Source organism: Polaromonas sp. (genome assembly GCF_030682935.1).
Classification (GTDB): Bacteria; Pseudomonadota; Gammaproteobacteria; order Burkholderiales; family Burkholderiaceae_C; genus Polaromonas.
Genome location: NZ_JAUXNA010000005.1, coordinates 1 through 13246, shown reverse-complemented (window position 1 = coordinate 13246; position 13246 = coordinate 1). Strand labels below are relative to the sequence as shown.

At 60.9% G+C, this 13246-nt stretch carries 15 protein-coding genes and 1 pseudogene; 7 read left to right on the top strand and 9 right to left on the bottom strand.

What is annotated here, in order from left to right; translation table 11 throughout:
- From eno to Q8K05_RS00260, 4 genes and pseudogenes are all read right to left on the bottom strand, one after another.
- Window positions 1-686 (bottom strand): annotated as a pseudogene (gene eno, locus Q8K05_RS00275) (phosphopyruvate hydratase); the annotation flags it as partial.
- A 45-nt stretch (window positions 687-731) separates the two neighbouring features.
- Window positions 732-1022, bottom strand: a complete 291-nt coding sequence (locus Q8K05_RS00270; protein ID WP_305244552.1) for a DUF1330 domain-containing protein — start codon at window positions 1020-1022, stop codon at window positions 732-734.
- A 1-nt stretch (window position 1023) separates the two neighbouring features.
- Entirely contained in the window at window positions 1024-1881 is an 858-nt protein-coding gene (gene kdsA, locus Q8K05_RS00265; RefSeq protein WP_305244551.1) for a 3-deoxy-8-phosphooctulonate synthase, read from the bottom strand.
- Window positions 1878-3545, bottom strand: coding sequence for a CTP synthase (locus Q8K05_RS00260; protein ID WP_305244550.1), 1668 nt, complete (start codon window positions 3543-3545; stop codon window positions 1878-1880). The genes kdsA and Q8K05_RS00260 overlap by 4 nt, the downstream gene beginning before the upstream one ends.
- A gap of 156 nt (window positions 3546-3701) precedes the next feature.
- Between Q8K05_RS00260 and coaBC the strand changes: the two genes are divergently transcribed.
- The 3 genes from coaBC to Q8K05_RS00245 all read left to right on the top strand — a co-directional run bounded on the left by coaBC (window position 3702) and on the right by Q8K05_RS00245 (window position 6178).
- On the top strand, window positions 3702-4955 hold the full coding sequence (gene coaBC, locus Q8K05_RS00255; protein WP_305244549.1) for a bifunctional phosphopantothenoylcysteine decarboxylase/phosphopantothenate--cysteine ligase CoaBC: 1254 nt from the start codon (window positions 3702-3704) through the stop codon (window positions 4953-4955).
- A gap of 46 nt (window positions 4956-5001) precedes the next feature.
- Complete coding sequence (dut, locus tag Q8K05_RS00250; RefSeq protein ID WP_305244548.1) at window positions 5002-5448, top strand: dUTP diphosphatase; 447 nt, start codon at window positions 5002-5004, stop codon at window positions 5446-5448.
- Between the two features lie 202 nt (window positions 5449-5650).
- Window positions 5651-6178 (top strand): glycine zipper 2TM domain-containing protein, encoded by a 528-nt coding sequence (locus Q8K05_RS00245; RefSeq protein WP_305244547.1) that lies wholly within the window; start codon window positions 5651-5653, stop codon window positions 6176-6178.
- A gap of 74 nt (window positions 6179-6252) precedes the next feature.
- Here the strand turns inward: Q8K05_RS00245 and Q8K05_RS00240 are convergent, their stop codons facing one another.
- Window positions 6253-6777 carry a peptidylprolyl isomerase gene (locus tag Q8K05_RS00240; protein WP_305244546.1) on the bottom strand — a complete coding sequence of 175 codons (525 nt, stop codon included), beginning with the start codon at window positions 6775-6777 and terminating at the stop codon, window positions 6253-6255.
- Between the two features lie 14 nt (window positions 6778-6791).
- On the opposite strand from Q8K05_RS00240, the gene Q8K05_RS00235 reads away from it, so the two are divergent.
- From Q8K05_RS00235 to Q8K05_RS00225, 3 genes are all read left to right on the top strand, one after another.
- Entirely contained in the window at window positions 6792-8024 is a 1233-nt protein-coding gene (locus tag Q8K05_RS00235; protein WP_305244545.1) for a JmjC domain-containing protein, read from the top strand.
- Between the two features lie 53 nt (window positions 8025-8077).
- A complete protein-coding gene (locus Q8K05_RS00230) occupies window positions 8078-8590 on the top strand; it encodes a hypothetical protein (RefSeq protein ID WP_305244544.1) in 513 nt (170 codons plus the stop codon).
- 292 nt (window positions 8591-8882) lie between these two features.
- A complete protein-coding gene (locus Q8K05_RS00225) occupies window positions 8883-9116 on the top strand; it encodes a hypothetical protein (RefSeq protein ID WP_305244543.1) in 234 nt (77 codons plus the stop codon).
- 120 nt (window positions 9117-9236) lie between these two features.
- On the opposite strand, the gene Q8K05_RS00220 is transcribed toward Q8K05_RS00225, so the two are convergent.
- From Q8K05_RS00220 to Q8K05_RS00205, 4 genes are all read right to left on the bottom strand, one after another.
- A complete protein-coding gene (locus Q8K05_RS00220; RefSeq protein WP_305244542.1) occupies window positions 9237-10007 on the bottom strand; it encodes an MBL fold metallo-hydrolase in 771 nt (256 codons plus the stop codon).
- Window positions 10008-10048: 41 nt separating this feature from the next.
- Entirely contained in the window at window positions 10049-11215 is a 1167-nt protein-coding gene (gene bamC / locus Q8K05_RS00215; protein WP_370868739.1) for an outer membrane protein assembly factor BamC, read from the bottom strand.
- A 17-nt stretch (window positions 11216-11232) separates the two neighbouring features.
- A complete protein-coding gene (dapA, locus tag Q8K05_RS00210) occupies window positions 11233-12117 on the bottom strand; it encodes a 4-hydroxy-tetrahydrodipicolinate synthase (RefSeq protein WP_305244541.1) in 885 nt (294 codons plus the stop codon).
- Window positions 12118-12208: 91 nt separating this feature from the next.
- Window positions 12209-12886, bottom strand: a complete 678-nt coding sequence (locus Q8K05_RS00205) for a GntR family transcriptional regulator (RefSeq protein ID WP_305244540.1) — start codon at window positions 12884-12886, stop codon at window positions 12209-12211.
- A gap of 196 nt (window positions 12887-13082) precedes the next feature.
- Here Q8K05_RS00205 and Q8K05_RS00200 point away from each other — a divergent pair.
- Window positions 13083-13246 (top strand): CoA transferase (locus Q8K05_RS00200; protein WP_305244553.1); only part of this gene is annotated, 164 nt, incomplete at its 3' end.

Here is a 13246-nt window from a genome sequence, read left to right as displayed (position 1 = left end):
GCGGTCTCGATCGCCTCCAGGATCATCTGGATGGCAGCTTCGTGGTTGGCCACGTTGGGCGCAAAGCCGCCTTCGTCGCCCACCGCCACGCTCATACCCTTGTCGTGGATGATTTTCTTGAGCGCCTGGAAAACCTCGGCGCCGTAGCGCACGGCTTCGCGAAAGCTGGGTGCGCCCACCGGGATGATCATCAGCTCCTGCAGGTCCAGGTTGTTGTTGGCGTGCGCGCCGCCATTGACCACGTTCATCATCGGCACCGGCATCTGCATGCCGCCCATGCCGCCGAAATAGCGGTACAGCGGCAGGCCGGATTCCTCTGCCGCCGCGCGGGCCACGGCCATGGACACGGCCAGCATCGCATTGGCGCCCAGGCGCGATTTGTTCTCGGTGCCGTCCAGGTCGATCAGCGTGCGGTCCAGGAAGGCCTGCTCGCTGGCGTCCAGGCCCAGCACGGCCTCGGAAATTTCGGTGTTGATGTATTCCACGGCCTTGAGAACGCCCTTGCCGAGGTAACGCCCGCTGTCGCCGTCGCGCAGCTCGATGGCTTCACGCGAGCCGGTGGAGGCGCCCGAAGGCACGGCCGCGCGGCCCATGACGCCGGACTCCAGCAACACGTCGCATTCGACGGTGGGGTTGCCCCGGCTGTCCAGGATTTCGCGGCCGACGATATCAACAATTGCGCTCATTGAGGTTCTTTCAGATCAAGATTAAAAAACTGGCGGGCGAAGGCTTCAGACACCTTCAACCACAATCATTCGCATAATGGCCGCACCCTGGCGTGCCGCCCGGGCCTTGCCGTATTCGGGCGACGCATCGAAGGCTTTGGCCGCTTCAAAAGTCGGAAACTTCAGGATGACCAGGCGTTCCGGTGCCCAGTCGCCTTCCAGCACTTCGACCTTGCCGCCGCGCACACAGACTTCAGCGCCGTGCGCCTGCATCGCGGCGGAGGACCATTTTTTATATTCTTCGTATTGCTCGGGGTTGGTGACGGTGACGTTGGCAATGATGTAGGCAGAGCTCATGTCAGGCCTGGAAATTATTTTCGAGGTAGCCGTTTTTCTTGGTCACGCGGTCGAGTTCGAGCAGCGTTTCCAGCAGGGCTTTCATGTGTTTGAGCGGCACGGCGTTGGGGCCGTCACTCATGGCGTTCGCCGGATCGGGATGGGTTTCCATGAACAGGCCGGCAATGCCGACCGCAACCGCGGCGCGGGCCAGTACCGGCACCATCTCACGTTGACCGCCGCTGCTGGTGCCCTGGCCACCCGGCAACTGCACCGAATGGGTGGCGTCGAAGACCACCGGCGCGCCGGTCTCACGCATGATGGCGAGGCTGCGCATGTCGGAGACCAGGTTGTTGTAACCGAAACTCGCGCCGCGTTCACAGGCCATGAAGCTGTCTTCATCCAATCCTTTTTCACGCGCGGCGGCACGCGCCTTGGCGATCACGTTTTTCATGTCGCCGGGCGCGAGGAACTGGCCCGTCTTGATATTGACCGGTGTGCCCGATTGCGCGACCGCGTGAATGAAGTCGGTCTGGCGGCACAAAAAGGCCGGCGTCTGCAACACGTCGACCACCGAGGCCACCGTGGCGATCTCGGCTTCGGAATGCACGTCGGTCAGGATGGGCAGGCCCAGATCACGTTTGACCTTGTCCAGGATCTCCAGGCCCTTGTCCATGCCCGGACCTCTAAAGCTGGTGCCGCTGGAGCGGTTCGCCTTGTCGTAACTGGACTTGAAGATGAAGGGGATGCCAAGCGAGGCGGTGATGTCCTTGAGGGCGCCGGCGGTGTCCATCTGCAACTGCTCGGACTCCACCACGCAGGGGCCGGCGATCAGGAAGAAGGGCTGATCAAGGCCAATGTCGAATCCACAAAGCTTCATGCGACCACTTTCAGGGATTTGCCGGCCACCTGGTGGTCCAGCGTGGCCTTGATGTAGGCGTTGAACAGCGGGTGGCCGGCCCACGGTGTGGACTTGAACTCGGGGTGGAACTGCACACCGACAAACCAGGGGTGCACATCACGCGGCAGCTCAACAATTTCGGTGAGCTGCTCGCGCTGGGTCAGCGCGGAAATGACCAGACCGGCGGCGCGCAACTGGTCGAGGTAGTTGACGTTGGCCTCATAGCGGTGGCGGTGCCGTTCGGTCACCACGTCGCCGTAGATGCCGTGGGCCAGTGTGTCCTTGGCCACATCTGAACTCTGCGCGCCCAGGCGCATGGTGCCGCCCAGGTCGGACTTGGCGTCGCGTGTCTTGATGGTGCCGTCGGCGTCTTTCCATTCGGTGATCAGGGCGATCACCGGGTGCGGTGTGTTGGGTTCGAACTCGGTGCTGTTGGCGTCTTTCAGGCCGGCCACATGGCGTGCGAACTCAATGGTCGCAACCTGCATGCCCAGACAGATGCCGAGGTAGGGCAACTGGTTCTCGCGGGCATAACGCGCCGCGCAGATCTTGCCTTCCACACCGCGTATGCCGAAGCCGCCGGGCACCAGGATGCCGTCGAACTTGGCCAGCCGCGACACGTTGTCGGGCGTGATGCTTTCGGAGTCCACGTACTCGATCACGACCTTGGCGTGATTTTTCATGCCGGCGTGGCGCAGCGCCTCGTTGAGTGACTTGTAGCTGTCCGACAGGTCCACATATTTGCCGACCATCGCGATGCTGACCTGCTTTTGCGGGTGCTCGGTTTCATACACCAGCTCGTCCCAGCGCTTGAGGTTGGCCGGCGGGGTGTTCAGGCGCAGCTTGTCGCAGATCAGGCCGTCCAGGCCCTGCTCGTGCAGCATGCGCGGCACCTTGTAGATGGTGTCCACGTCCCACATGGAGATCACGCCCCATTCGGGCACATTGGAGAACAGCGAGATCTTGGCGCGCTCTTCGGCGGGAATCGGCCGGTCCGCGCGGCACAGCAGCACGTCGGCCTGGATGCCGATCTCGCGCAGCTGTTTGGCGGTGTGCTGTGTCGGTTTGGTCTTGAGCTCGCCGGCAGCGGCAATCCACGGCACGTAGCTCAGGTGCACAAACGCGGTGTTGTTGGCGCCCATGCGCAGACTCATCTGGCGCACCGCTTCGAGGAAGGGCAGGGACTCGATGTCGCCCACCGTGCCGCCGATTTCAACGATGGCCACATCGACCGCATCGGGCGTTTCGTAGCCGGCGCCACGCTTGACGAACTCCTGGATCTCATTGGTGACGTGCGGGATCACCTGCACCGTCTTGCCGAGGTAGTCACCGCGGCGCTCTTTCTCGAGCACGCTTTTGTAGATCTGGCCGGTGGTGAAGTTGTTGGCCTTGCGCATGCGCGTTTCGATGAAACGCTCGTAATGGCCTAGATCGAGATCGGTTTCTGCCCCGTCTTCGGTCACAAAAACCTCGCCATGCTGGAGCGGCGACATCGTGCCCGGATCCACGTTGATGTAGGGATCGAGCTTGATGAGAGTGACTTTGAGGCCTCGCGATTCAAGGAGCGCAGCTAAGGAGGCTGAGGCGATTCCCTTGCCCAGGGAAGACACCACACCGCCGGAGACGAAGACAAATTTGGTCATGTCAGTTACGAACCGGAAGTTCGCTAAGGTGGTAAACGGAGATTATAGGGGGTGACCGAGCGCCCGCCGTCAGCCCATTGACTAAACTGAAACATTCACTGCCGGACCACTTTGCATACGCCTGAGCGGCAGTGTTTAGCTGCTACATTGCCGGGCATGACAAATGAAACAAACGGCCCGAGCAGTGGCGACGACGCGCCGGACCTGGCCGGCAAACATATTGTGCTGGGCTTGTCGGGCGGGATCGCCTGCTACAAGTCGGCCGAACTGTGCCGGGCCCTGATCAAGGCCGGCGCCACCGTGCAGGTGGTGATGACCGAGGCGGCTGAGCAGTTCATCACGCCGGTCACGCTGCAGGCGCTCAGTGGTCGGCCGGTGTACACCAGCCAGTGGGACAGCCGTGAGGCTAACAACATGGCGCATATCAACCTGTCGCGCGAGGCAGACGCTATGTTGATTGCGCCCTGCAGCGCCGATTTCATGGCCAAGCTGCTGCATGGCCGGGCCGATGACCTGCTGAGCCTGATGTGCCTGGCCAGACCGCTCGACCAGGTGCCGCTGCTGCTGGCGCCGGCGATGAACCGCGAGATGTACGCGCATCCGGCGACCCAGCGCAACTTGCTTCAGTTGGCGGCGGACGGTGCCACGGTGCTGGGCGTAGGCGCAGGCTTTCAGGCCTGCGGAGAGACCGGGGACGGCCGCATGCTGGAGCCCGAGCAGTTGCTGGAGGACATCATTGCGTTTTTTACGCCCAAGGTGCTGGCTGGTCAGCAGGTGCTGGTGACGGCCGGCCCGACCTACGAGGCTATTGATCCGGTGCGCGGCATCACCAATCTGTCGAGTGGGAAAATGGGCTTTGCGATTGCACGTGCGGCGCGCGAGGCCGGTGCCGAGGTGACGCTGGTCGCGGGTCCGGTGAGCCTGCCCACGCCGCGCGGGGTCACTCGCGTGGATGTAAGGTCAGCACAAAACATGCTTGAAGCCGTTATGTTGCGGGCTCAAGCAGCTACTGTTTTTATAGCAACTGCCGCTGTGGCCGATTGGCGGCCCGCCGCGCCTTCAACCCAGAAAATCAAGAAGGACGGCGCCGGCCGGGCGCCGCAACTGGAATTTGCCGAAAATACCGACATTCTGGCCACGGTGGCCCGGTCTGCAGCGGCCCAGGCGGGCGCGCTGTATTGCGTGGGCTTTGCCGCGGAAAGCCACGATCTGCTTGAGAATGCCCAAGCCAAGCGCCTGCGCAAAAAGGTGCCGTTATTGGTGGGCAACATTGGGCCCGATACTTTTGGACAAGATCACAACGCACTGCTGCTGGTGGATGCGCAGGGCAACACCGCGCTGCCAAGAGCGTCCAAGCTGTCGCTCGCGCGGCGGCTGGTTCAGGAGATCGCCCGCAGGATGGGCGCGTAAGACCGCACGCATGGAATAGTTTTTAAAAAGTCAGTGCCAATAATTCATGAAAATCGACCTCAAGATCATCGATCCGCGCCTTCAGGGCAATCTTCCCAACTACGCCACGCCCGGAAGTGCCGGCCTGGACCTGCGCGCTTGCCTGGATGCGCCTCTGACGCTGGGCGCCAATGCGTGGCAGCTGGTGCCCACGGGAATCGCAATCTACCTGCAGAACCCCGGCTTCGCTGCGTTGATTCTGCCGCGCTCCGGGCTGGGTCACAAACACGGCATTGTGCTGGGCAACCTGGTGGGCCTGATCGACAGTGACTACCAGGGGCAACTGATGGTCAGCGCCTGGAATCGCAGCGATGTGCCTTTCACCATCGAGCCCATGGAGCGCATTGCGCAACTGGTGATCGTGCCGGTTGCGCAGGTGCAGTTCAATGTGGTTACCGAGTTTCCGGCCAGCGAACGGGGCGATGGCGGCTACGGTTCTACCGGCAAGGGCTGAGATCGGCTGCAGCACCAGGGCGTGTTCACCTACAAGCAGGCCTCAGCTTATCCGACGGCGGCGTGCGTGCATTCCCGACCGCTGCCGGGCCGGCTTGGGCATGTAATAAAGTCATCAGCGGTGGAGCCAATTAAAGTGGTTTGCCTGGCGGGCAGCCTTCAGGTTTGGCTCACTGTTTTGATGTTCATTACAGGAGATTTTCATGCGCAGTTCATTACGCATTACATCGGTTGTTTCATCCATCGTGTTGCTGGCAGGCCTTGCCGCTTGCGGCGCGCAGCCCCTCGGCGGCACGGCGCCGATGGGTTCATACCCCACTTCGACCTACCCGGCAGCGACCTATCCGGCGTCGTCTTATCCCGCCGGGAATGTAAACCCTGCTTATGTCGAGTACGGCCGCGTCACCAATATTGAGGTGATCCGCACGCAGGGCGCAGTCCAGGGCACTGGCGCAGGCGCCATCATTGGCGGTATTGCCGGTGGCGTCATTGGTAACCAGGTGGGCGGCGGCACGGGGCGTGACGTGGCCCGAATTGCAGGCGTTGTAGGCGGCGCCCTGGCCGGAAACGCGATTGAAAAAAATACGAGAACGCCGCAGGTGAATGAAACCTATCGCATCTCTGTGCAAACCGATAACGGCGCCCGTCGCTCTTACGATCTCGCATCCACCGGCGACCTGCGCCCGGGTGACCGGGTGCGGATTGAAAACGGGCAACTGTTTCGTTATTGACAGTCGACTGCCATAAAAAAGCGGCGCTGCGGTTGACTGCAGCGCCGCTTTTTTTATGCCGCTTGTCAGACTGATCAGTGCAGCGTGTCGTTGCCAGGAATGAGTGGCTCCAGTTTAAAAAAACCGGTACCCATGGTGCCTTGTCCGATTTCGTCTTCGGTGGCATCACGCACCGACCCGACCTTGAGGGCCAGCCGTATGGCAATTCCGGCGAGGGGATGGTTGCCGTCGAGCACCACATGTTCAGGGTAAATTTCTGTCACCGTGTAAATGTAGTCCTGCGCAATTTGTTCATTGGCGCCCGCTGGCAGGGCCGCGCCATCGAAGGTCATGCCTTCTTCGAGTTCGGCCGGGAAAATGTTGCGGGGCTCGAGGAAAACCAGGTTTTCATCATAGTCACCGAACGCGTGTTCGGGCTCCAGGTGCAACTCGAGCAAGTCCCCACCTTCGTGGCCTTGCAGGGCTTCTTCGATTTTGGCCAGCAAATCATCGCCGCCAAGCAAGAATTCCACCGGCTCGTCCAGTTCGTCCAGCACATCGCCCAAAGTATCTTTCAGCGTCCATGTCAGGGCTACGACGCATTGCGGGGTGATTTTCATCCGACAATTGTCCCATGGATATAAATCAATCTTTGGAGCTTCTTGCTGGCCTGAGCCCGGCTCAATTCATGCGTCAGTACTGGCAAAAAAAGCCGCTGCTGGTGCGCCAGGCCATTCCCGGGTTCAAGCCTGTATTGAGCCGCGCAGCGCTGTTCAAGCTGGCGGCGCGTGAGCAGGTTGAATCCCGCCTGATTGTTCAGCAGGCCAAGGGCTGGCGCATGAAACAGGGGCCTATGGCGCCCCGCAGCCTGCCGCCGCTGGCCAAGCCGGGCTGGACGCTGCTGGTGCAGGGTGTGGACATGCATGACGCAGGCGCCCACGCCTTGTTGCAACAGTTTCGTTTCGTTCCTGATGCCAGGCTGGACGATCTGATGATCTCGTTTGCAACGACGGGCGGCGGCGTGGGCCCGCACTTTGACAGTTACGACGTGTTTTTGCTGCAAGCCAGTGGACAACGGCGCTGGAGGATAGGGCGGCAAAAGGACCTGACCTTGCAACAGGGCGTGCCGCTCAAGATTTTGCAGAACTTCGAACCAGAAGAAGAGTTTGTGCTGCAGGCCGGCGACATGCTTTACCTTCCGCCCGGTTATGCGCATGACGGCATCGCTGAAGCGGCTGTTGGAGGCGACGGAAAATCTGCTGACTGCATGACTTATTCCGTTGGTTTTCGGGTTCCGAGCCGCAGTGAACTGGCGGCTGAATTGCTGCGCCGCCTCGCTGAGTTTTCGGAAGACGAGGAAGAAGCCTCGACGGGCGAGGGGCGACGCCGGGCCGGACGTCCGCCGCGCCTGTACCAAGACCCGGGCCAGGCTGCGACCGCGACCCCGGCCGCGCTGCCGGCTGCTTTGGCCGCCTTTGCACAGCAGGCAGTGCTCGACGCGCTGAAAGATCCCCTGGCCCTGAACTGCGCGCTGGGTGAGTACATGACGGCACCCAAACCGACGGTATGGTTTGAAGAACCGCTGCAAGACTGGGCCACCGAGGCTGCGAAATCCGGTCAGAGCGGTGTTCAGCTGGATCCGCGTACCCGCATGATGTACGACAGTGATCACGTGTTCATCAACGGCGAGAGCTACCGAGCCAAAGGCGCCGATGCCCGATTTATGCAGCGTTTGGCTGACCAGCGCAGCCTGTTGCCGCATGAATTGCGCAAGGCCAGCGCGTCGGCTCTGGCACTGCTGGACGACTGGCATGGTGCAGGCTGGCTGCGGCAGGAACGGCCTGAACGGCCGGGGGCAGACACCTGAACAGCGCGGCGCCAATTCCACGGAGAATCAGGGAACGCCAAGGAGAAAAGTACATGAATTCTCAAAAAACACCCGCGTTGCTTCCAGCCTTGCTGGAAGGTCGATTTACCGGCCGCACCGAGTTTGCCGAGCTGATTCGTCAGGCCTTGGCAGTCGCTGCTGTACAGGGATGGCGTGAAATCATCTTGTGCGATCCCGGCTTTGAGGACTGGCCGCTGGGCGAGCGTGCCGTGGCGCAGGCCCTCAACGACTGGGCCAAGGCTGGTCGCAAGCTCACGATTCTTGCAAAAAATTACGATGAAGTGCAGCGAAGGCATATGCGTTTTGTGGCTTGGCGGCGAACCTGGTCGCACCTTGTGGAATGCCGCGCGAATGTTTCTACCCCGGCCACTGACATGCCCAGCGCCCTGTGGGGACCTGGCTGGACGTTCGAACGAACAGACCTGCAGCGCTGCACCGGAGTAGCCGGCACTGACGTCGCCAGGCGCGTGGCCTTGAAACAGCGCTTGAACGCATTGCTGCTGAAAAGCGCGCCTGCCTTTCCTGCGACCACTTTGGGGCTTTAGGCGTGGGCCAAGCGTAGTGCCAGGTGCGCTTGCAAACTGGCCGTGCCCGCAAGCGCCAAAGCCGTCTTTTTACTGTGTTTTGGCGGACTGTGGTTTTTTGGAGTTGCATGCGGGCCTGGCGTTGCGATTGGCCCACTAAGGATTTTCGTGCTTGTACTATCCGGCATATAATTTAGAGCTGGGTTGAAAGAGGTCGAATTCTTTCCCCGGTCAAAACATAACTTGAATTTTGGTTTGGGTTTCTTTTGACAAACTCCGGAAACTATTTTCTTAATTCATCAAGGATCTAAAAATGAACAAATCACTCGTTATGGCAGCTATTGTTGCCGCTATTGCTCTGGCTGCCTGCGGCAAAAAAGAAGAAGCACCCATCGTCGTGACGCCAGCACCTGTCGTGGTTGTTCCTGCTGCAGAACCTGCTGCCGCTGCCGCTGCCGCTTCTGCTTCTGAAGCAGCTGGTTCCGCCGCTGCTGCTGGCGCCGCCGCAACCGCTGCTGCATCAGCAGCCAGCGAGGCAGCGAAGTAATCACTTCGTGACTCCTGAAAAAGCCGCCTCCGGGCGGCTTTTTTGTGTCTGGCGCTTTGATCTCTTCCCAAAGCCGCATGCATTAAGCCTGCCCGGACCGTTCCCGAGGCCCGGGAAGGTCTAAATTGAAAGCCAGCGTGTGCCGTTAGCGGCATCGGCAAGCGTCACTTCGGTGACGCTCCCCAGTGCATCAGACATGGCTTGATAAGCAAGTTCCGGGCGGTTGTTTTGCTCGCTCAGGTGGGCTGTTACCAGATGCTTGAGTCCCTCGTGCGCCAACGACTGGGCAATCGCGCCCGCAGCGGCATTGGACAAATGGCCGTACTTTCCCCCGACGCGACGTTTCAGAAAAGGCGGATAGCTCGACTGGGCCAGCAGGTCGCTGTCGTGGTTGCACTCAAGCAGCAGGGCATTGCAGTGCTCCAAATGCGTCAGCAGATGCGCCGTGGCATGACCGAGATCGGTCAGGATGCCCAGCTTTTTCGCGCCATCCGTGCAGGTCAGCTGCAACGGTTCGCGGGCATCATGCGGCACGGTAAAAGGCATGATCTGCAGACCACCGAGGTCAATCGCCTGGCCGTCGCGTGCGGTGTGGAGCAGGCCATCGAAGTCGGGCGAGCCTATGCCTTCGTAGGTGCCGTGGCTCATCCAGACCGGCACCCTGTGGCGGCGTGCAAATTGGCGCGCGCATCCGATATGGTCGCTGTGCTCGTGGGTGATGAAGATGGCATCGATGTCGCCATCGACCAAGCCCGCGCCAGCCAGTCGCACAGAGAGCTGCTTAAGCCCGAGGCCGCAATCGACCAGCAGGCGCAGGGGCCTGTGACTGGTGACTTCTACCAGCGTGGCGTTGCCTGTGCTGCCACTGCCCAGGCTTTTAAACCTCAACACCGTGGCAGGGCGCGGACATGTCGCTTCAAATGGACTTGCCCTTACTTCAAGTCGTCGGCGATCACCTGAACAATGCGTTGCGCATTGGCTGACGATTCAGGCGCGCCCTCGGCATTCAGGACCGACACCGTGGTGTTTTCGCCCTGGCTCTTGAGCGTAATGCGGTACTTCAGCGGCTTCGCTGCCGGTGCCGAACCGCTGAACAGTTTGCTGAAGAAGCCGGCTTCGCGCTTGTCGGTCACGGGTTCGACGTAACGCACAAAGTAGGTGCCCTGGCTGCGGTCGCGGTCTTCAACGGTAAAGCCGGTGCGGTCCAGTGCCAGACCCACCCGGCGCCAGGCGCGCTCGAAGCCTTCATCAATCTGCACGACGGGCAGGTTGTTCACAGCGGCGACGCGGGACGTTTGCTTGCTTGTGACACCTGCGGCTACGAGGGCTTTCGATTGTTCCTGGGTCACGCCCAGCTTGACCATCAGGCGGCGCAGAAATTCGGCCTCCAGTTCCGGATCGGCCGGGCGGGGTTGCCAGACAGTACCATCACCTGCGCCTCCGCTTTTTCCGCCGGTCACCACTTCGACCATGCCGCGATGGCTGATGTACACCTCGGTGCCGCCGTCTGGCCTGCGTTCCAGGCGCGTGCGGAACTTGTCACGCTCCCCGGTCGAATAAAGGCTGTCCAGGACTCTGCCCAGGGTGTTTCGGATGAAGTCCTGCGGCAGTTTGGCGCGGTTTTCGGCCCAGTCTGTTTCCATGATGCCGAGGTTTTCCTGGTCTTGTGCCAGCAAAAATCCGCTCTCGAGCCAGAAATCACGCACCGGCTCCCAGAGCTTGTCAGCCGGCCGGCTAACGACCAGCCAGCGCTGGCTGCCCGCGCGCTCGACCCGGACGTCGCCCACTGCGGCTGCTGCGGTGGCAACGGTTTGGGTCGGCTGGCCCACCTGGTAGCTGCTGGCCGAAACTGCCGCGCCGGGCACGACGTAGCGGGTTTCACGGGTAAGCTGGGTCAGGTCGGGCGGAATATCAAGCGAGGGGGCTTTGGCGCCGCTCGATTTGTAGTCGACACGTTCACCTTCCATGGCGTCTTTGATGCTGGAACAACCCGCCAGCGCGCTGATGGCCAGCAGTGCGGACAGCGCTGCAGCGCTTTGGGCTTTCAGAAATGCTGGGCGCTTGGATAATGTCGGTGATGTCGTCGGCAGTGTCTTCACTTGGTATTCCTTAAAAATCAGATCAGGCCGCACGTGCGCAGGGCGTTTTCTACTGCCGCCTCGTTCGATGTCTCCAGCGGCGTCATGGGCAGGCGCAGCGTACCGCCACAAAGACCCATCCGGGCCATGGCCCATTTGACGGGAATCGGGTTGGCTTCAACAAACAGGTTTCGGTGCAGGGGCAGCAGCTTGAACTGCAATTCCATGGCGCGTTTGACGTCGCCTGCCACCGCAGCCATGCACAGTTCATGCATGAGCCGGGGCGCGACGTTGGCCGTCACGCTGATGTTGCCTTGTCCGCCGCAAAGCATCAGGGCCACGGCAGTCGGGTCGTCGCCCGAATACACCGCAAACTCCTTGGGGGCTTCCTTGATCAGCCACTGTGCGCGCTCGATGTTGCCGGTGGCTTCCTTGATGCCCACGATGCCGGGCACCTGGGCCAGACGCAGCACGGTGGCGTGCGCCATATCTGCTACGGAGCGGCCCGGGACGTTGTACAGCACCATCGGAAAATCGCCGACGGCCTCGGCAATGGCCTTGAAGTGCCGGTACTGGCCCTCTTGCGTGGGCTTGTTGTAGTAAGGGACTACTTGCAGCTGGCAGTCGGCGCCCACCTGTTTGGCGAACCTGGCCAGCTCGATGGCTTCTGAGGTCGAGTTGGCGCCACAGCCGGCCATGATGGGCACGCGCTTGCCAGCTTGCTCGACCGAGACGCGGATGATTTCGCAGTGCTCGTCGACATTGACAGTGGGCGATTCGCCGGTGGTTCCGACCACGCCGATGCAGTCAGTGCCCTCGGCGATGTGCCAGTCCACCAGTTTGCGCAGGGCGGGATAGTCCACGCTGCCGTCTTCATGCATGGGCGTTGCCAGTGCAACAATGCTGCCGGTAATGGTTTTCATGTTTTTGGGTCTGGTTGAGGGTCCGGATACTGGCGATTAAAGCAGCGCGTCAGGCCAATCCTGCATTCTACTCAGTGCGCCAAGCGTGGCGCTAGCCGGACAGCGGGCTGCTGTCGTCGATGCTGGCCAGCAAGCGCTGGCGCCCCGACAGCACGTGGCGTTCGGCGGCTGATTTTGCCTTGGCCCTGGCGCCTTTGATGATGGCCTCGTAGATAGACCGGTGTTCGATATTGGAGCGCCGCATGTTGCCGGGAGAATTGAAGTAGCGGCGCCTGAACAGGTGCAACTCCTTGACATAGTCGTCATAAGCTTCATGGGCCCGCTGGTTGTTGGACAGGCGCAGGATCAGCGCATGAAACTGCAGGTTCAGGTCGTAATAGCGGTCGGCATCTTCGGCGTCGCAGGCCGCATCCATCTGGGTGAGCAACAGCTCGAATTGCTGCTTGTGCTCTTCATTGACATGTTCGGTTGCGCGCTCGGCGGCAAATCCGAAGACCAGGGCGCGCAAGTCGTAGATCTCCAGCATCTCGCGCACCGAGATCTGCCGCACAAAGACGCCACGGTTGACCACCGCCTTCACGAGCCCCAAGCCCGTGAGCATGCGAATGGCCTCGCGGATGGGGCCGCGGCTGGTGCCCATGCGCAGCGCCAGCGCCGCCTCGTTAAGGCGTTCGCCGGGTTTGAGCGCGCCGTTATAAATCAACTGCTTGAGTTCATCCGCAATGAAGAGCGGCAGTCCCTGCTCGGGCTTTTCTTTGGGTGAAATCATGGCTGTAGGGGCTGGTTGCGCCCGGTATGGGCGCATGAAAAGGGTGGTGGAATGGTAACTGAAAGAAGTTCTGTGTAGTCTGTGATGCGCCAAAGAGTTCTCTTTTATTAAAAAAGTGTTGACACTTTGGTCTTTGGAGGATGACACTGGTGTTTTGTTTTTTGTGTCTCTTTCTGTCTCTTTCTGGATTTCAAACATGCCTCACATGCCTGCATCTTCTGCACTCCAGCGCTTTCGCGTGGTGGATCTGACCCAGGTCCGGGCCGGCCCGACCGCCTGCCGCCAGCTGGCCGACTGGGGGGCGGATGTGATCCAGGTCCAGATGCCCGAGCACATGCGCGGTGATGACACGCTGGGCGG